20 protein-coding genes are annotated in these 16,132 nt (G+C 63.6%); 10 read left to right on the top strand and 10 right to left on the bottom strand.

Annotated elements, in window-relative coordinates; translation table 11 throughout:
- Positions 1–19: 19 nt before the first annotated feature.
- A complete protein-coding gene (locus FJ941_RS21170) occupies positions 20–1,000 on the bottom strand; it encodes a GlxA family transcriptional regulator (protein WP_140508607.1) in 981 nt (326 codons plus the stop codon).
- A 500-nt stretch (positions 1,001–1,500) separates the two neighbouring features.
- Between FJ941_RS21170 and FJ941_RS21165 the strand changes: the two genes are divergently transcribed.
- On the top strand, positions 1,501–2,205 hold the full coding sequence (locus FJ941_RS21165; RefSeq protein ID WP_140508605.1) for a hypothetical protein: 705 nt from the start codon (positions 1,501–1,503) through the stop codon (positions 2,203–2,205).
- Positions 2,206–2,269: 64 nt separating this feature from the next.
- Here the strand turns inward: FJ941_RS21165 and FJ941_RS21160 are convergent, their stop codons facing one another.
- Positions 2,270–2,635 (bottom strand): hypothetical protein, encoded by a 366-nt coding sequence (locus tag FJ941_RS21160; RefSeq protein WP_140508687.1) that lies wholly within the window; start codon positions 2,633–2,635, stop codon positions 2,270–2,272.
- A 217-nt stretch (positions 2,636–2,852) separates the two neighbouring features.
- On the opposite strand from FJ941_RS21160, the gene FJ941_RS21155 reads away from it, so the two are divergent.
- Both FJ941_RS21155 and FJ941_RS21150 read left to right on the top strand, forming a co-directional pair.
- Positions 2,853–3,293 carry a hypothetical protein gene (locus tag FJ941_RS21155; protein WP_140508603.1) on the top strand — a complete coding sequence of 147 codons (441 nt, stop codon included), beginning with the start codon at positions 2,853–2,855 and terminating at the stop codon, positions 3,291–3,293.
- A gap of 74 nt (positions 3,294–3,367) precedes the next feature.
- Entirely contained in the window at positions 3,368–3,805 is a 438-nt protein-coding gene (locus FJ941_RS21150) for a nuclear transport factor 2 family protein (protein ID WP_140508601.1), read from the top strand.
- Positions 3,806–3,837: 32 nt separating this feature from the next.
- On the opposite strand, the gene FJ941_RS21145 is transcribed toward FJ941_RS21150, so the two are convergent.
- On the bottom strand, positions 3,838–5,460 hold the full coding sequence (locus FJ941_RS21145; protein ID WP_140508599.1) for an ABC-F family ATP-binding cassette domain-containing protein: 1,623 nt from the start codon (positions 5,458–5,460) through the stop codon (positions 3,838–3,840).
- A gap of 272 nt (positions 5,461–5,732) precedes the next feature.
- On the opposite strand from FJ941_RS21145, the gene FJ941_RS21140 reads away from it, so the two are divergent.
- Positions 5,733–6,047: an EthD family reductase gene (locus tag FJ941_RS21140; RefSeq protein WP_015316871.1), complete on the top strand. Its 315-nt coding sequence runs from the start codon at positions 5,733–5,735 to the stop codon at positions 6,045–6,047.
- Positions 6,048–6,179: 132 nt separating this feature from the next.
- The gene (locus tag FJ941_RS21135) at positions 6,180–6,491 is read left to right on the top strand and encodes a hypothetical protein (protein WP_181169904.1); all 312 of its coding nucleotides are present in this window, start codon (positions 6,180–6,182) and stop codon (positions 6,489–6,491) included.
- A gap of 96 nt (positions 6,492–6,587) precedes the next feature.
- Here FJ941_RS21135 and FJ941_RS21130 read toward each other — a convergent pair whose 3' ends face one another.
- A complete protein-coding gene (locus tag FJ941_RS21130; protein ID WP_246673915.1) occupies positions 6,588–7,712 on the bottom strand; it encodes a transporter substrate-binding domain-containing protein in 1,125 nt (374 codons plus the stop codon).
- 159 nt (positions 7,713–7,871) lie between these two features.
- Positions 7,872–8,597 carry an SDR family NAD(P)-dependent oxidoreductase gene (locus FJ941_RS21125; RefSeq protein WP_246673912.1) on the bottom strand — a complete coding sequence of 242 codons (726 nt, stop codon included), beginning with the start codon at positions 8,595–8,597 and terminating at the stop codon, positions 7,872–7,874.
- A gap of 172 nt (positions 8,598–8,769) precedes the next feature.
- Here FJ941_RS21125 and FJ941_RS21120 point away from each other — a divergent pair, with 172 nt between their 5' ends.
- On the top strand, positions 8,770–9,399 hold the full coding sequence (locus FJ941_RS21120; RefSeq protein ID WP_140508597.1) for a glutathione S-transferase family protein: 630 nt from the start codon (positions 8,770–8,772) through the stop codon (positions 9,397–9,399).
- Positions 9,400–9,404: 5 nt separating this feature from the next.
- Here FJ941_RS21120 and FJ941_RS21115 read toward each other — a convergent pair whose 3' ends face one another.
- On the bottom strand, positions 9,405–10,004 hold the full coding sequence (locus FJ941_RS21115) for a YdeI/OmpD-associated family protein (RefSeq protein WP_140508595.1): 600 nt from the start codon (positions 10,002–10,004) through the stop codon (positions 9,405–9,407).
- A gap of 197 nt (positions 10,005–10,201) precedes the next feature.
- Here FJ941_RS21115 and FJ941_RS21110 point away from each other — a divergent pair, with 197 nt between their 5' ends.
- Positions 10,202–10,546 carry a VOC family protein gene (locus FJ941_RS21110; RefSeq protein ID WP_140508593.1) on the top strand — a complete coding sequence of 115 codons (345 nt, stop codon included), beginning with the start codon at positions 10,202–10,204 and terminating at the stop codon, positions 10,544–10,546.
- 26 nt (positions 10,547–10,572) lie between these two features.
- On the opposite strand, the gene FJ941_RS21105 is transcribed toward FJ941_RS21110, so the two are convergent.
- Entirely contained in the window at positions 10,573–11,046 is a 474-nt protein-coding gene (locus FJ941_RS21105; RefSeq protein WP_140508591.1) for a cupin domain-containing protein, read from the bottom strand.
- A gap of 65 nt (positions 11,047–11,111) precedes the next feature.
- Here FJ941_RS21105 and FJ941_RS21100 point away from each other — a divergent pair, with 65 nt between their 5' ends.
- Both FJ941_RS21100 and FJ941_RS21095 read left to right on the top strand, forming a co-directional pair.
- Complete coding sequence (locus FJ941_RS21100; RefSeq protein WP_027144235.1) at positions 11,112–11,567, top strand: MarR family winged helix-turn-helix transcriptional regulator; 456 nt, start codon at positions 11,112–11,114, stop codon at positions 11,565–11,567.
- Between the two features lie 129 nt (positions 11,568–11,696).
- The gene (locus tag FJ941_RS21095; protein ID WP_140508589.1) at positions 11,697–12,425 is read left to right on the top strand and encodes an SDR family oxidoreductase; all 729 of its coding nucleotides are present in this window, start codon (positions 11,697–11,699) and stop codon (positions 12,423–12,425) included.
- On the opposite strand, the gene FJ941_RS21090 is transcribed toward FJ941_RS21095, so the two are convergent.
- Together FJ941_RS21090 and FJ941_RS21085 are read right to left on the bottom strand one after the other, a co-directional pair.
- Positions 12,422–13,408 (bottom strand): LysR family transcriptional regulator, encoded by a 987-nt coding sequence (locus FJ941_RS21090; protein WP_140508587.1) that lies wholly within the window; start codon positions 13,406–13,408, stop codon positions 12,422–12,424. The genes FJ941_RS21095 and FJ941_RS21090 overlap by 4 nt on opposite strands.
- Positions 13,409–13,430: 22 nt before the next feature.
- Complete coding sequence (locus FJ941_RS21085) at positions 13,431–14,336, bottom strand: S1C family serine protease (protein ID WP_140508585.1); 906 nt, start codon at positions 14,334–14,336, stop codon at positions 13,431–13,433.
- Between the two features lie 246 nt (positions 14,337–14,582).
- Here FJ941_RS21085 and yghU point away from each other — a divergent pair, with 246 nt between their 5' ends.
- Entirely contained in the window at positions 14,583–15,449 is an 867-nt protein-coding gene (yghU, locus tag FJ941_RS21080; RefSeq protein WP_140508583.1) for a glutathione-dependent disulfide-bond oxidoreductase, read from the top strand.
- 77 nt (positions 15,450–15,526) lie between these two features.
- Here the strand turns inward: yghU and FJ941_RS21075 are convergent, their stop codons facing one another.
- Positions 15,527–15,826 (bottom strand): DUF1236 domain-containing protein, encoded by a 300-nt coding sequence (locus FJ941_RS21075; protein WP_140508581.1) that lies wholly within the window; start codon positions 15,824–15,826, stop codon positions 15,527–15,529.
- Between the last annotated feature and the right edge of the window lie 306 nt (positions 15,827–16,132).

The raw sequence follows: 16,132 nt of genomic DNA, 5'->3' as shown, positions 1-16,132 counted from the left end.
GCGCCGCACGTAGCGGACTTCATTGTATCGTCGCGCCGCCGGGCCTGCGGTTGGGATGCCTGAGATAGGTTGGCGTGGTCCCGGTCTGCTGGCGGAACACGCGGCTGAAATGGCCGGCATTGGTAAAGCCGCAGCGGTAGGCGATTTCGCCGATCTGCAGGTCGCTGCCTTCGAGCAGCGACTTCGCATGGTGCACTCGTAACGCGAGATATGCCGCCATCGGGCCGATGCCCAGTTCCAGCCCGAAAAGCCGTTCGAGCTGGCGCCGCGAGCAGTTCAGGCGGGTCGCGATCTCGGCGACCGACAGCGTCTCCTGGAGGTTGCTCTCCATCAACAGCAAAGCGCGCTTCACCGCCCGGCTCGACGCCTCCGGAAACAGGTCGCCGACGGGCTGCACATCCCTGCTGCTTCTGATCCGGTCGAGCACCAGGATCTTGGCGGCCTTTTCCGCCGCCTTCCGGCCGATGAACTCGGACACGAAATGGCCTGCAAGGTCGGCGGCACCCGTGCCGCCCGCGCATGTCGAGCGGCCACGGTCGACGGTAAACAGGCTGTCGGCATGGGCGTTGACCTCCGGGAACCGGCTGCGGAAATCCTTGATGTGGAACCAGCTGACGGCGGCGCTATAGCCATCGAGCAGGCCGTAGCGCGCCAGCACGAAGCTGCCCGTGCAGAGCGCCGTCAGCGGCACGCCCTTCCCTGCGGCCCGCAACAGGAAGGCCTCCTTTTCGGAACTCAGGCTGCGGTTGGTGTCGAGCAGGCCGCCGACCACGACGACATTATCGAAATCCTCGGGATTGCCGATCCCCCCGGTCGGCAGCAGTTCGACGCCGCAACTTGCCCGGATCGGCAGACCGCGTTCGCCGACGATCTCCCAGTCGAACTCTATCCTGCGGCTGCGATCGCCCTCATCGCCCGCCAGCCGCAGCGTGTCGATGAACAGCGACAGCGGCGACAGCGTGAAGTCGCGCACCAGGAGAAACGCAAACCGCCTAGCCATTGTTGTTCGGAACCGCCTTGTCTCAAGCTTATTCGCCAGCACAATATGCTGGAACACCGGACGATGTGTTTGCCAAAAGCGGCACCGGACTTCTTGCTTATCGACGGCGGCCCAGTCCAGGGCGCCCTCGCCCAACACATGCCATCACGGCCTCGAGGGTAATAGGATCGCCCGCCGACTCGGACCAAGTGCAATTCCAACGGTCGATCAGGCGTCGATGGGACGAAGAGAGCTGTGGTCAGCGCCTCGGGAATTTCAATTTCGCAACGATCTGACCTGTCGTTGTGGGCAAGCGCTCCTTGCGAAATCCGTGACGCAATATTGGAACCACCCTGCGGTTCGTTGGACCACCTGTCCAGGGCCGCTTGCATGGAGGGTTGCCCAGATGAAGTCAATAGTCCTCCGCCTGCGCATGCCTAGGGAACTGTTCGACCCTGATTTCGGTTGTCCGCTGTGCGAACTGTGCTTCCACGAAAGCACTCGATGAGCGAAAACGAAACATGGCGGACAAGAAGCGCGGCTCCATTCGGAAGATCCTGAGCGGCATCGCGGCGAAAATTGCCACCGCCCCTGATCGCACGGCCGAGGAAGGCACGGGCACCGCGTCAATGGTCGCCGAATGGCTGCTGCCGCCAGCGGCGACGCTTGGGTCTTCCTTGCGCCTGAAGGGGATCGAACGCGAAGTTCGGGCCCGCCTGCCGTGGACGGTGCGGAAATTTGCCAAGGCCGAGACGGGCCGCGTCGTCTTGCGCATGATGCGAACCGACGCGGATGCGTTCAAGACCGCCTCGGCAACCATCTCCAGGACGCTGGAGGGAATCGAGGCACTGCCCGTGCTTCCGCGGGAGGCAGAGGACATCCTCACCATCTCCTCCCGAGAGCGGCACAAATGGCTCAGGGATGGTCGCCTGAAAAGCATTGGCACGCGTACCGTGAAGATGCGCGGGCGATCCAAGGCTGTGACCTTCCACGTCTTCGATCCACGCCACATCGAGGACGTTCTCGATCGTGACCTGGCGACCGCCTGGCGGGAGGAGGATGCGCTGGAAGTGTCCGAGAACAGACGGCGCGGGGCCGGCAAGGCCGCACTGACGCGGGCAGGCAAGCGGACGGGCAACGCCCGCAAGACCAGAAATGCGGGAAAGGACGATGCGCCAAAGCTCGAAGGTTGGGACACATTCGAGGCGGACGGATTGCTACGTTAGAGCAACTCCCAGGAAAAGCGTGTAACGGTTTTTCGTCGAGGGTCGCATCCGCAACCGTTCCCGGCTATGGATATTTCGCCGGGGTTGGACTGGCAGGGCTCAAATCACCTTGCAATTCCTTCGGAAGGGGTAGGCTCGAACACTGCAGATGCACGTCGCGGGCGAGCAGCTTTCGTTGCTTCTGCTCGTGCTCCTTGGTCGCCGCTATGATCCCCAACCCGTAGGGGCCAAGTGCGACGAATTCCCAACCCGGGTGCTGTTTTTCGCGGACCGCGTAGTCCGAAGCCGCCGCCCGGGCTTGCTGGCATTGCGGCTTCGCCCATTTCTGGTCCTGCTGCGAAAGCGAGGCTCCATAGTCGACCGGAGACGTCGCGCATCCAGCCATTGTCGCGGCCAATGCGGACATTACAAGCCCCGTCGCAATTCTCATACCGAACCCCTTTGCCAACCGCCGTGGAGCGGACACCGACGTCTCCATCCCACAAGAAGACCGCCGCGACCAGAGAGCCTGGCCTCTTTTCGTGGCGGGCTTCCCGCTGCCAGATTCAGACCGCCGCTTGGAACCAATGATGGGCGAGACTGTTCAGTTGTAACTTTGATGCCACGCCGACCATTCTTCCCGACGGCCACCTTCAGGAGTTCCCATCATGACTATTTCGTCCGGATTTCGTTCAATCGCCGTAGCCGCGATCGCAACGGCAGGCGTCAGCCTTGCCAGCGCCGCGCATGCCGACAGCGGCACGATCCGCTTCTCCGTCTACAAGGCGGCTTTCTTCGTCGGCGGCTCCGGTGGCGAGGGCACGCTGACCTTCCATGGCCGGAAATATCCGATCTCGATCGGCGGCGTCTCGGGCGGCCTCGCCTTCGGCGTCTCCAAGACCTATTTCCAGGGCACCGTGCGCCACATCAGGCGCGCCCGGGACGTGGCTGGCGTATATGGCGCGGCCGGCGGCGGCGGCACGCTCGGCAGAGGCGCTCAGGTGATCGTGATGACCAACGACAAGGGCGCCCAACTCCAACTCACGGGCAGACAGGTGGGTCTGCAAGTGAACGCGGATCTCAGCGGCATGAGCATCTCGCTGAGGTAGGCGCCTTACCCCTCGGAGCGGTTCCCGGAGAAGTGTGAAGCGGTTTCCCGTCCCGTTCGGGGGAGAGGAAGACGATGATCGCCAAAGCCGAGGTCGCGAAATTCTTCGAGGCCTATGCGAAATTCTACAATGACGCGCTCTTGTCGGATGCCGGTTTGGAGGATGTCGCCGACATCTATTCGTCCGCTTTCATCTCAGTCACCCCTGGCGCGGTAATGGCCGGCGAAAACGGCAAGCAATTGATCGAAATCATGAAGAGGGGCTTCGAGGGCTACAGGGCGATGGGCGCCGGGAAGATGACGTGCAGGGATGTATCCGTGACGCCGATCGATCAAGACCACTGCGTGGCAAAGGTGCAATGGTCCGGGGAGTACCAGAACAAGAAGGCGGCGCTCATTACTTTTGATTTCGAGGTCAGCTATCTCCTCGAGAGGCGAGACGGGAAGCTGAAGGTGTTCGGCTGGATCAGCGGGGACGAGCAGGCCGAATTCAGGAAACACGGCCTGCTTTAGGTCTCGCTTCGGCGAACGGCGCCCCCACCCGCTCAGCTCCTTAGCCCCGGCGCTTCCTGTCCCGTGCGCTCGACATATTCCGAATAGCCGCCGCCATAGGTGTGGATGCCTTCGGGCGTCAATTCGAGCACGCGGTTCGACAGCGCGGCTAGGAAATGCCGGTCGTGCGAGACGAACAGCATCGTGCCTTCATATTGCGACAGCGCCTCGATCAGCATCTGCTTGGTGGTGATGTCGAGGTGGTTGGTCGGCTCGTCCAGCACCAGCAGGTTGGGCGGGTCGAACAGCATCAGCGCCATCACCAGCCGCGCCTTCTCGCCGCCTGACAGCACCCGGCATTTCTTCTCGATCTCGTCGCCGGAAAAGCCGAAACAGCCGGCAAGTGCCCGAAGCGGCGCCTGGCCGGCCTGCGGGAAATTGTCTTCCAGCGTCTGGAACACGGTGCGCTCGCCTTCCAGGAGCTCCATGGCGTGCTGGGCGAAATAGCCCATTTTCACGCTCGGTCCCCGCGCCACCGTGCCGGTATCGGGATCGGAGGCGCCGGCCACCAGCTTCAGGAGCGTCGACTTACCCGCGCCGTTGACGCCCATGATGCACCAGCGCTCGCGGCGGCGGACCTGGAAGTCGAGCCCTTCGTAGATGGTGCGGCTGCCATAGGCCTTGTGCACGTTCTTCAAGGTGACGACGTCCTCGCCGCAGCGCGGCGCCGGCTGGAACTCGAAATTCACCACCTGGCGGCGCTTTGGCGGCTCGACGCGGTCGATTTTGTCTAGCTTCTTCACCCGGCTCTGCACCTGCGCGGCATGCGAGGCACGCGCCTTGAAGCGCTCGATGAAGGCGATCTCCTTGGCCAGCATCGCCTGCTGACGCTCGAACTGCGCCTGCTGCTGCTTGTCGGCGATCGCCCGCTGCTGCTGGTAGAATTCATAATTGCCGGAATAGGCGGTGAGCGATCCCGCATCGATCTCGACGATCTTGTTGACGATGCGGTTCATGAACTCGCGGTCGTGCGAGGTCATCAGCAGCGCGCCTTCATAGCCCTTCAGGAACTGCTCAAGCCAGATCAGGCTTTCGAGGTCGAGATGGTTCGACGGTTCGTCGAGCAGCATGGCGTCGGGGCGCATCAGCAGGATGCGGGCCAGCGCTACGCGCATCTTCCAGCCGCCCGACAGCTTGCCGACATCGCCGTCCATCATCTCCTGGCTGAAGCCGAGACCGTCCAGCACTTCGCGCGCGCGGCCGTCCAGCGCATAGCCGTCGAGCTCCTCGAAGCGGTGCTGCGCCTCGCCATATCGTTCGATGATCTCGTCCATCCGGTCGGCCTGGTCGGGATCGGCCATGGCCGCCTCGAGTTCCGCCATCTCGGCCGCCACGTCGCTGACCGGTCCGGCACCGTTCATCACTTCCGCGACCGCGCTGTGGCCCGCCATGTCGCCGACATCCTGGCTGAAATAGCCGATGGTGACGCCACGATCGACCTGCACCTGGCCCTCATCGGGCTGTTCCTGCCCGGTGATCATGCGAAACAGCGTCGTCTTGCCGGCACCGTTGGGTCCGACGAGGCCGACCTTCTCGCCCCTCTGCAGGGAGGCCGACGCCTCGATGAAGACAAGCTGACGGCCGTTCTGCTTGCCTATGCTTTCAAGTCTGATCATGATGTTCCGGGGGGTATCGATGCGGAATTGGAATTTTCCCGCGCCCTTACGCGAATGACGGTGCCGGGGGAAGAGGCAGAAGCGCCGCAGATGCCCGCGGGAGCGCGAGGCGCCGATCTCCTCAAGTCGGAAATCGGCTGTCGCATAGCCTCGCCCCCCGGCCCGCGCACATAAAAATCGACCGGCGGTCGAAATCCGACAATGTCAAACGACTTCGGTTCGGCGGCCTGCACGGCTTGACCATCGACATCAACGGGACAGGAATACGGGCAATGGCCAAGATGCTTGTGATCTACAAAACCCCGGCCGATCCGGCCGCGTTCGACCGTCACTATTTCGATGTTCATATACCGCTCGCCAAGAAGCTTCCCGGCCTGCGGCGCTACGATGTCAGCAGGCGGCCCATCGTCAAACTCTCGGCGGGCGAGATGCCTTACCTTGTGGGGACATTGTATTTCGACAGCCTCGACGACATCCGCGCCGCGTTCGCCAGCGAAGTCGGCGTTGCCTGCGCCGCCGACCGGCGGATATTGGCCCCGGGCGACGACGATCTGACGATGCTGCTGTTCGACGCCGACGAAGTGTGAACCCGGCCTCCAGACACACTCCAGAAACAAGATTCAACATCCGGGAAAAACTGGCGAAAAGATCGTCTGCGATAACCATCCCCGTGGCAGCCGGGCAGCGGCCGCCAGACACGCCAAGGGATAGTGCCTGCAATGCAACGACGTTCGACCGGATGGATGAGTGCCCTGACAGGCATTTCGCTCGCCATGCTTGCGGTCGTACAGTCGGACGCGGAGGCGGCGGTCACCCGGACCGAATATTGCAGCCGGCTCGGCCTTCAACTCGACGGGGCCATCCGGGCCAAGGCCAAACCGGGTGCCGGTGCGAGCCAGATCGCCGAGGTAACGGCACTGCAGGACAAGGCGAACCGGTTCTGCGCCGGGAGCAAGCAGGCGCAAGGCATCCGGATCTACGCCAACGCCCTGAAGCTTCTCGGGGTGACCCCGGTCGACCTCGATCAGTGACGACAGCCATCACCCGAAGACCCGTCCTGAAAGAGGGCGGCTTTTTCTTGCGCGCAATGCCGCGAGCTGTCCGTCCCCCGCTCTCATGCCGATAGCCTATTTCTCGCCAAGATACTGGAAGGCCGCCTGTTTCCACCAGTCGCTTTCCATGGTTTGCAGCAGGGCGACGTCAAGCGGCTTGCGAAGCCTACTGCCGAGCGGCAGGGCGATGGCATATTGCTGCTGGTCGAAGGTCGCGTCGAGGACCCGCAGGCCCGCGCCGTAGTTCTGTCCGACCAGCCAGCCAAGCAGCGGCTTGTCGTGGACCAGCGCATCGATCTTGCCGGCGCGCAGCGTGTCCAGGCCCTGCTGGACGGTGGCAAAGTCCTGATGGCGGATATGGGTGGCATCCAGGTAGGACGCGGTCGAGGAATTCTGCACGGCGCCGACCCGGACCGTGGCGAGGTCGCTTTCGCCCTGCACCATGCCTTCCATCTGCGTCACGGTCAGCACCGATGTGACGCCGGCGGTGAACACCGCGATGGCGATGATCGATCCCATCATCCACAGCGCGGCCAGCACACGTCCCGGCACGGTTCGCGGACCGAAATCGCCGGTGCTGGCCTGGGTCGCGGCAATCGTCGACCACCACATACTTGAAAACAGGCCCTTGGCGACGCCGCCGCCGAAATCCTCATTGTGGCGGCGTTCGAACATCCAGATCAGGACGCCGACCACGACCGAGATGACGATCAGCGCCAGCACGGCCTGCAGGAAGCCGAACGAGGTCAGCGCGTGCAAAATCGGCCGCCATGACGGCTGGCTGTTGAGCGGTGTAGCGATGCCGAGCCCGGTCGTGAAAAAGGGCTGCGTGAAGTCGACGGCCTTTTCGCGGTCTGCCGTGACCGTGATCGCGGCCGTCGCCACGTCGAATTTGCCGCTGACGACGCCGTCGATCTGGTCCTGCACGCCAGGCACTTCGACATAGTGGAAGCGAAGGTTGAGCCGCCCGGCCATCTTCTGCCAGAGGTCGATGCTCAATCCCGACCAGGTGCCGTCCTGCAGCTTGAAGGCGAAGGGCGGCGCGGCCTTTACCCCGACCGATATGTCCTTTGACGACACGTCCGGCGGCAAAGGCAGCTCGGCAGGCGTTTGTGTCTGGCCGACGGCGGCGCCAGCCCCGACGCACGCGGCGACAGCAACGAGGATCAGCGCCATCGTCCACGAAGCAATTCTTCTCAACGGCAACAGCTCCCGGCGACCGATTGCGCCGCGCGATCTGGTCGCGGGCTCGAAAAAATAGCCGCCATGCCGGCCTTCGTCCACCCGCCATGGAGGAGGTGATGCACGGATGTCCGGCGAGATTGATGCGAAAACAATCGTTTGGCACAATTTCCCGATTCAGATGCTGAACGCCGTTACGCAATGCCGGGCGCCGCCCGAACTTGCCCGCGTCTCGCCGTCACCACGGCAGCCTTTTGCCATCGCGAAAAAAGCCGCCAGTCGGGCCGTCGTCGGGCAAGGTCGCGGCCCACACGATGCCCGCCGCCCCTTGCGCCACCGACATGGGCGGGCCGGGCAGATCGCGTTGACAAGCACGCCTGAGCCGCGCAGTTCGGCCGCCAGCACGCGGGTCAGTGCGTTGAGCGTCGCCTTCGACGTCGAATAGGCTGGCACGCCCGCGCCCATCGAGGTCAGCGAACCGCCTTCGGAGGAGACGTTGACCAGCCTGCCATGGCCGCCCGCCCCGAGCAGCGGCGCGAAGGCGGCGGCCACCCGCCAGGCGCCGAAGACATTGGTCTCGAACGCCTCGCGGATGAGAGTCCAGTCGGGCCGCAAGGCGCGCGAGCCGGTGTCGTAGTGGATGGCGGCGTTGTTGATCAGCACGTCGAGCCGGCCGAACCGGTGCTGCACGTCGTCGGCTGCTCTCGCCGCAGCGTCGGGCGCGGCGACATCGAGCGCAATGGCCTCGACAGCGCCATCGAGCCCTTTCGCCGCCGCCTCCCCCTTGGCGAGATCGCGCACGCCGAGCAGAACGGTGAAGCCGAGCGCCGCGAGTTGCCGCCCGGTTTCAAGCCCGATGCCGCGATTTGCGCCGGTGACGAGGGCGACTTTGTGGGTGTTCATGGGAAGCCTCCTTGTCGGTCATCTCGGGGCAAAAATGGCACGGGTGGACCTGTTTTATTAGAGGGAGGAGATAGCAGTCATCATGCGATGACGCGCATGAGTTGGTTGCGCAGGAATCGGGTGTCGGCGGGCGCAGCTATATGCGATCGTTCACCCATCAAGAGGACCGGTCATGCTCACGCTTCACGATTATCTGCCGTCGCAGAACGGCTGGAAGGTCCGGGTCCTGCTAGGGCTGCTGAAGATCCCTCACGTCACGCACCCCGTCTCGATTTTCGAGGGCGAGAGCCATACCGACGCCTTCCTGGCGCTCAACCCGGCAGGCGCGGTCCCGGTCCTTCAACTCGAGGACGGCAGCGCCATCGCCGAATCCAATGCGATCCTCACCTACCTTGCCGAGGGCACGCCCTTCCTGCCGTCGGACCGCTACCGGCGTGCCAAGGTCATGCAGTGGCTGTTCTTCGAACAATATAACGTCGAGCCCGTCATCGGTTCGCTGCGCTTCTGGACCCTGACCGGACGGCTCGACCGTAACCAGGCCATGGTTGCCGGCAAGCGCGAAGCCGGAGCCCGTACGCTCGCCGCCTTGAACCGCAGCCTTGGCGAGGCACCGTTTCTCGCCGGCAGCGACCTCACCATCGCCGACATCGCCGTCTATGCCTACAGCCACCGCGCCGGGGATTGCGGCTTTTCGCTCGCGGACTATCCGGGGTTCGCAGCATGGATCAACCGCGTACGCGATGCCATCGGACCCGGCTACCCCGTCCATCCCTACGGCAGCGACCCGCATTCGGGCGCCTGAAGGGCCTACTTCTTCCCCTGTCGATGGATCGTCTCGCCGCGCTTCAGCATCGCGACGAAGGCTTCGATCTTCTTCTTGCGGCCAGCCTCGGTCTTCATGTTGTGGGTGCGGAAGGCGAGCGCGAAGCGGTTCTGCGCGCTGAGCTTTTCCAGCATCGCCTTCGCCGCCGGCTCGGCGTCGATCGCCGCCTGCAGATCATCGGGGATCTTCATCTCCTTGCCGCTGCCATAGGCGCGCGCCCAGCGCCCGTCGGCCTTGGCCGCCTCGACCTCTCTCAGTCCATGCCCGGTCATGCGGCCCTCCTCGACGAGGCGCGCCACATTGTCGACGTTGATCTTGCTCCAGATGCTTTTTTTGCCGCGCGGCGTGTAGCGCTGCAGGAAACTGTTCTCGTCCAGCCCCTTGCGCACGGCATCGATCCAGCCGAAGCACAGCACGACATCGATGGCCTCCTTCGGTGTGATCGACTTCAGTCCCGACCCCACCTTATGCACCTTGATCCACACTTCGGTTTCCGTGGCGTGGTGTTCGCTGAGCCAGGCGTAAAAGCTCGCCGCGTGGGGAAATTCCCGCACCTTGTCGGGGTCGACCTTGACGGGTGCCATCAGTGCACCTGCCCGATCAGTGTCGTTGTCGCTGGCGTCGCCCTCATCCTGCCTCCGGCATCGTGCGATTCCCCGCATCATGATGGCATGTTTCACTGCCAATTTTCGTCAGCAGTGGGGCACGCTGCCGCCGGGCAACGGAACACACCATCCATGACCGCGTTCCGACAAGAGTGCAACCGCCATGGAGGATCGCGATGGCCGTGCAGACCGTTTTCGCCCATGTCAGCTGCTCCGACCTCGAGCCCAGCATCGACTGGTATGGAAAACTGTTCGGCAAGCCGCCGCTGCGCCGGCCGATGCCTGGCCTTGCCGAATGGCAGTTCACGGAAAGCGCCGAGGTGCAGCTCTTCGAGGACAAGGAAAAAGCCGGCACCTCGACGGTGACGCTCGGCGTGCTGCCCCTGGCGCCAGAACGGCAGAGACTGGTGGATGCGGGCCTCGAACCCGGCCCGATCGAGAAGGCCGGCCGTTCCTGGATCATGCGCATGCGCGATCCCGATGGCAATCTGGTGGTGTTTGCGAGTGCGGAGCGGGAATAGAGCCGCCGCAGCCCAGCGCTCGTGTTCTACACCGGTGTCGGTGCCGCCGGCGTCAGCCCGTGGCGACGCATGATCTCCATCATGCTGGCCTTGTCCGGCGGGCCACCGACGGCGGCATGGAACATTGCGAAAATCTCGCGGAAATAGTCCGGACCGATCGCCGCCGGGGTCACGATACATAGTACCGTCGCGTCGTTGACGCCCTTGTTGTCGAACCGGTGGACGGCGCCGCGTGGAATGCATAGCGCCTCTCCCGCTCCGACATCGATCGCCTTGCCGTCTACGGTCCAGGTCAGCACCCCGTCAACGCCGTAGATCGTCTCCTCATAATGATCGTGGCTGTGCGCCGGCGCCAGCAACCGCGATCCGCCAGCCACTTTCAACTCGAAGGCGGCGACGCTGCCGTTCGAACTGTCGCCCGTCACCAGGAAGCGAATCGATAGCATCTTGTCGCCGATGGCCTCTTCGGCTGGATTGACCTGAAGATTCATGGACGACATTGCGCAAACCCCTCCGGTAAATTACATTTACTAGCAATCAGTAAACTCAATTTACCGGATCGTCAATGGCCACGTCCACCGAAGTTCTGCAGACCAAGACCGAGGACCTTTTGATCGGCGCCCTGTTGCGCGTGCCGGCGCAGGCGATCCAGCGCCGGCTGATCAAGGAGCTCAACGACGCGGGTTTCGACGAATTGCGCCTGCCGCACATGGCCGTGCTGCAGTTTCCCGGCCCGGACGGGGCGCGGCCCGGCACGATCGCCGAGCGGGCCGGCATGAGCAAGCAAGCCATCAACCAGTTGCTCAGCAGTCTGGAAGGCTACGGCTACCTCGTCCGCTCCGACGGTGAAGGCAGCGCGCGCGTGGTTCGGTCCACCGAGCGCGGCCACGCCGCTTTCTGGAAAATGGTCGACATATTGCGCGACATCGAGGAGGAGTGGCGCACCGAACTCGGACCGCAGCGCTTCGCCCAGTTAAAGGCACTGTTGTTCGTCGTTTGGGATAGCCCGCTGGTACGCTGACGGGACGAGGCTCATATGGGCTGGCATAATCGGCCCGTCCGATGACACCATCGGTTTCTTCCGTTTTCGCTTTCCGCATCGAGCTGCCAATTCCCTGCCCTTGTCCAACCAAACGAAGGCAGAGCGGATATGAGCATTTCGAACCAAAAGATCCTGATCGTCGGCGGAGGATCCGGCATGGGCCTAGCGCTTGCAAGGCGCTGCCTCGAAGCCGGGGCCGAAGTCATCATCGCCGGGCGCGGCGAAGACAGGCTGCGGCAGGCTCGTGAGGCGCTGGGCAATAGCGCCGCCCTCGAAACAACCACTGTCGACATCACGCGGGAAGATCAGGTCGCGGCGTTGTTCGCCCGGATCGGCGGCCTCGACCATATCGTCAGCACCGCCGCCGACATCGAAGGCGCCTACCGGCTGCTGCCGGAACTCGATCTCGCGGCGGCGCAACGCGTGGTAGACAGCAAGATCTTCGGGCCGCTGCTGCTGGCCAAGCACGGCGCGCAACGGCTGGCAGTGCCCGGCTCGATGACCTTCGTTTCCGGCATCGCCGCCTACCGGCCGGCCGCGCGCGGTTCGGTCGTCGCCGCCGTCAATGCCGCGCTCGAAGGGATGGTGCGGGCGCTGGCGGTGGAACTCGCGCCGATCCGCGTCAACGCCGTGTCGCCCGGCTGGGTCGATACCGAGATTTGGGCGCAGGTGGCCGGCGACAGGAAAGCAGAGACACTTGCGGCGATGGCCGAGCGGCTGCCGGTCGGCAGGATCGGCCAGCCCGACGACATCGCCGACGCAATTTTCTTCCTCATGGGCAATGGTTTTACGACTGGCACGACGCTGCATGTCGAGGGCGGGCATCGCTTGGTCTAGCTGACGACGGCTTTCCCGGAATTGTTTAGAAACAAGGCCTTGGAGCGGTTCGCCGATTCAGATCCTGAGCCGGTTCCGGAGGGCGGCGGCGCCAGTGTGTCGCGCGCGGCGGCAAGCAGGTGCCGGAGTGCCGGCGGCTGGACGCGCCGGCGCCGCCAGATCATCGTCAGCGGCGCCACTTGCGCTCGGCCAGGCCATGGCAGTTCGATCAGCTCACCACGCTGAAGCGCGTCGCTGACGGCCAGACGTGGAACGAGGCCCAGCCCCGCGCCGGCCGCGACCAGCCGGGCAATGGCGCCGATGCTGCCGACTTCGGCGGCAAATCCCGAGGCTCCGATGCCCGCCTCGGCGAAGGCGGTGTCGAACATGTGCCGGTAGATGCATCCAGGCTCCGTTGCCACGAAACGTTTTGCGGCAAGGGCGGCCAGATCGCACGGAACCAGATTCTGCCCCGGCGCGGCGATCAGCACCAGCGGCTCGGCCGCTATTGAATGCCTGGCGAAGCGTTGATCGACGCCGCCATTTGGAACATCGCGGCGACTGAAGCAGAAGGCGACATCGATGTCGCCGTCCTCCAGCTGGCGCAGCAGCGTGCCGCTGTCGGTCACCTTCATCCGGACGGCGATGTCGGGGTGGCTGGCCTGGAACCCCGGCAGCCAGGGCGCCAGGCGGGCCGAGGCGATCGTCTCCAGCGCACCGATGGTCAGAACGCCGCTGGTCTGGCCAGACGCCGCCTGAACGGCGGCACGCGCCTCGCCGTCCAGCCGCAGCAGCTCTTCGGCGATGGGCCTCAGCGCCAGCCCCGCCGGCGTCAGCTCCAGCCCTGATTTCGAGCGTGTGAACAAGGCAGCGCCCAGCTCGGCCTCCAACGACTGGACCTGGTCGCTGACGCTCGACTGGGCGAGATGAACCATCTCGGCGGCGCGCGTGATGTTGCGGCTGCGCGCCACCGCGAGGAAGGTCTTGAGCAGTCTTGGATGCATCGGCTGGCCGAAATCGCCGGGCCTACTGCAGCTGCGGCTTTTTCAGGAAACTGCCGCGGTCGGCGGATTTGACGCGCAGCCAGGTCTCGCGGCCGTCGCGCACCACCCGCATCGGGATCTCGGCACCGGCCGAGCCGCTTTCCCAAAGCTTGCGATAGAAATCGGCGAGCCCGTCGACCTCACCGTCGCGGACCTCGGAAATGACGTCGCCTTCGCGCAGGCCGGCCTTGGCCGACGGGCCGCCCTCGGTCACGCTCATCACCACCACCTTGCCGTCGCTTTCGGCCGACAGCGCGCCGAGCCACGGGCGCGGCGGCTTGGCCACGTGGCCACGCGTCAGCAGGTCGTCGAGGATGGGCGGCAACAGGTCGATCGGAACCACCATGTTGATATCGGCAACCTCGCCGGCGCGGCTCATCTGCAAGCGCAGCGAACCGATGCCGAGCAGCGCGCCCTCGGCGTTGAACAATGGCGCGCCGCCCCAGGACGGATGCGCCGGCGCGATGAAGATCGCTTCGTCCAGCAGATACTCCCAATAGCCGGCGAATTCCTGCTTGGTGACGATCTTGGCCTCGATCGCCCGACCGATGCCGTCGGCAAGCACCACCGCGTCGCCGACCCTGGCCTTACCGGCATCACCCAGCGCCACGGCCGGCAGACCGGTCGGCGCCAGCGCCTGAACGAGGCCGAAGCCCGATTCCTGGTCGTAGGCGAGCGCGTGAGCGGGGATGACGCGGCCGTCATGCGAGGTCAGCCAGACCTCCTCCGCCTCTGTGATGAGATAGCCGATGGTCAGCACCAGCCCGTCACTGCGGATGACGACGCCGCTGCCTTCCCTGAGCGTGCCCAGTGCCCCGGCCGTGAAGGCATCCTCCGGAACGGTCGCCCGCACGGCAACGACGGAACGCGGATTGGGATTTATGGTCATGATTTTGTCCTGCGATGCGAATGCCTGGCGGCTTCTTCTATAGGTATGCCACGGGGGAGATGCTGCAAGGGGGTGAGAAACGGTGGCCATAGGGCAGGAAAAGCCAACTGCTCGGCTTTTCCAATTTCGAACGCCCGGCAGGCGATGCGCGGCCCGCATTGACAATAGTTCAACACAAGTTGAACTTCCCTCTCCGCAGCCCTAGCTATGGGTGACCTGCCATCCTCCCACGATACGAGAGCCGACATGACCGAATACACCCCGCCGAAAGTATGGACCTGGAACAAGGGCAATGGTGGCGCCTTTGCCAGTATCAACCGGCCGATCGCCGGACCGACGCACGACAAGGAACTGCCGGTCGGCAAGCACCCGCTGCAGCTTTATTCGCTGGCGACGCCAAACGGCGTCAAGGTGACGGTGATGCTCGAAGAGCTCCTGGCGCTTGGCCACAAGGGCGCCGAATACGATGCATGGCTGATCCGCATCAACGATGGCGACCAGTTTGGCAGCGGCTTTGTCGAGGTCAATCCCAATTCCAAAATCCCGGCGCTGATGGACCATAGCGGCAAGTCCCCGGTGCGCGTCTTCGAATCCGGCTCGATCCTGGTCTATCTCGCCGAGAAATTCGGCGAATTCCTGCCGGCCGAGCAGCCGGCGCGGGCGGAAGTGCTATCCTGGCTGTTCTGGCAGATGGGCTCGGCCCCTTATCTCGGCGGCGGCTTTGGCCATTTTTACGCCTATGCACCGGAAAAGATCGAATATGCCATCGACCGCTTCTCGATGGAGGTGAAGCGCCAGATGGACGTTCTCGACCGCCGTCTGGCCGAAACGGAATATCTTGGCGGCAAGGATTACACCATCGCCGACATGGCGGTCTGGCCCTGGTATGGCGGGCTGGCGCTCGGCCGGCAGTATAATGATTCCGCCACGTTCCTGTCGGTGCACGAGTATAAAAACGTGCAGCGCTGGGCGAAGATGATCGACGAACGACCCGCGGTAAAGCGTGGCCGCATGGTCAACCGCGCCTTCGGCGAACCGGCCATGCAGCTGCACGAACGCCATGACGCCAGCGATTTCGACACCAGGACGCAGGATAGGCTCGCCGCCGAGTAGATTCAGGAAAGCTCCGTCAAAAGCCCATCACCGGCGTTAAACCGGTGATGGGCTTTTTGCTTGATGCATGAGACGGATCAGTGAAGAACTTCCACGATCTGACGGGTGTCGGGATCCACCAGCACGGTCTGATCATTAATCACCGCGACACGATACCTGACGTTGGGAACTTCACGCAGTTCGACCTTGTCCGGCACAGAGGAGCCGAGCTTGAGTTCGACGCCCAGAAGGTTCACCGACGCCAGTGGTTCCCTCTTGATATATTCGCGAACGACCGTCTCCTGTTCCGGCTGGACCACGATGGTGTCCGCCAGAGCCGCGCCGACGCCGCCCAGCAGGACGATCGCAGCCGCAGCACTCGTAAGATAATGTTTCATCACAACCTCCATGATTGGCTATTCGCTCCGCCTGAAGGGAAACTCTCACGCAAGTCGGAGGTTCCATATCTGCTTGTGAAATAAATGAGGCGCTTAACCAACAATATGCCACATTTTGTTACAAATATAAGTGAAGATATCCACACTAGCATGCTTTGCAGGTCTAATAAAACTTCTTCTGGATTGCGGGACAATCAAGACATATCGGCTTGCAAAGGCAAGAAATTACGCTGGAGCTATCTAACGTATAGCGAGGGGTGTCGTTCCCATGCTTTGCCTCGCCTCCAAAAAAGGCCCGCCCTGCCG

Source organism: Mesorhizobium sp. B2-3-13 (assembly GCF_006442195.1).
GTDB lineage: Bacteria > Pseudomonadota > Alphaproteobacteria > Rhizobiales > Rhizobiaceae > Mesorhizobium > Mesorhizobium salmacidum.
The sequence above is the reverse complement of the archived record's forward strand: the minus strand, read 5'-3'. Positions and strand labels throughout refer to the sequence as shown.

Coding starts and splice junctions, on each gene's coding strand:
- FJ941_RS21170 (WP_140508607.1), bottom strand. CDS start 1,000: ATGGCTAGGCGGTTTGCGTTTCTCCTGGTGCGCGACTTCACGCTGTCG.
- FJ941_RS21165 (WP_140508605.1), top strand. CDS start 1,501: ATGGCGGACAAGAAGCGCGGCTCCATTCGGAAGATCCTGAGCGGCATC.
- FJ941_RS21160 (WP_140508687.1), bottom strand. CDS start 2,635: ATGAGAATTGCGACGGGGCTTGTAATGTCCGCATTGGCCGCGACAATG.
- FJ941_RS21155 (WP_140508603.1), top strand. CDS start 2,853: ATGACTATTTCGTCCGGATTTCGTTCAATCGCCGTAGCCGCGATCGCA.
- FJ941_RS21150 (WP_140508601.1), top strand. CDS start 3,368: ATGATCGCCAAAGCCGAGGTCGCGAAATTCTTCGAGGCCTATGCGAAA.
- FJ941_RS21145 (WP_140508599.1), bottom strand. CDS start 5,460: ATGATCAGACTTGAAAGCATAGGCAAGCAGAACGGCCGTCAGCTTGTC.
- FJ941_RS21140 (WP_015316871.1), top strand. CDS start 5,733: ATGGCCAAGATGCTTGTGATCTACAAAACCCCGGCCGATCCGGCCGCG.
- FJ941_RS21135 (WP_181169904.1), top strand. CDS start 6,180: ATGCAACGACGTTCGACCGGATGGATGAGTGCCCTGACAGGCATTTCG.
- FJ941_RS21125 (WP_246673912.1), bottom strand. CDS start 8,597: ATGAACACCCACAAAGTCGCCCTCGTCACCGGCGCAAATCGCGGCATC.
- FJ941_RS21120 (WP_140508597.1), top strand. CDS start 8,770: ATGCTCACGCTTCACGATTATCTGCCGTCGCAGAACGGCTGGAAGGTC.
- FJ941_RS21115 (WP_140508595.1), bottom strand. CDS start 10,004: ATGGCACCCGTCAAGGTCGACCCCGACAAGGTGCGGGAATTTCCCCAC.
- FJ941_RS21110 (WP_140508593.1), top strand. CDS start 10,202: ATGGCCGTGCAGACCGTTTTCGCCCATGTCAGCTGCTCCGACCTCGAG.
- FJ941_RS21105 (WP_140508591.1), bottom strand. CDS start 11,046: ATGTCGTCCATGAATCTTCAGGTCAATCCAGCCGAAGAGGCCATCGGC.
- FJ941_RS21100 (WP_027144235.1), top strand. CDS start 11,112: ATGGCCACGTCCACCGAAGTTCTGCAGACCAAGACCGAGGACCTTTTG.
- FJ941_RS21095 (WP_140508589.1), top strand. CDS start 11,697: ATGAGCATTTCGAACCAAAAGATCCTGATCGTCGGCGGAGGATCCGGC.
- FJ941_RS21090 (WP_140508587.1), bottom strand. CDS start 13,408: ATGCATCCAAGACTGCTCAAGACCTTCCTCGCGGTGGCGCGCAGCCGC.
- FJ941_RS21085 (WP_140508585.1), bottom strand. CDS start 14,336: ATGACCATAAATCCCAATCCGCGTTCCGTCGTTGCCGTGCGGGCGACC.
- yghU (WP_140508583.1), top strand. CDS start 14,583: ATGACCGAATACACCCCGCCGAAAGTATGGACCTGGAACAAGGGCAAT.
- FJ941_RS21075 (WP_140508581.1), bottom strand. CDS start 15,826: ATGAAACATTATCTTACGAGTGCTGCGGCTGCGATCGTCCTGCTGGGC.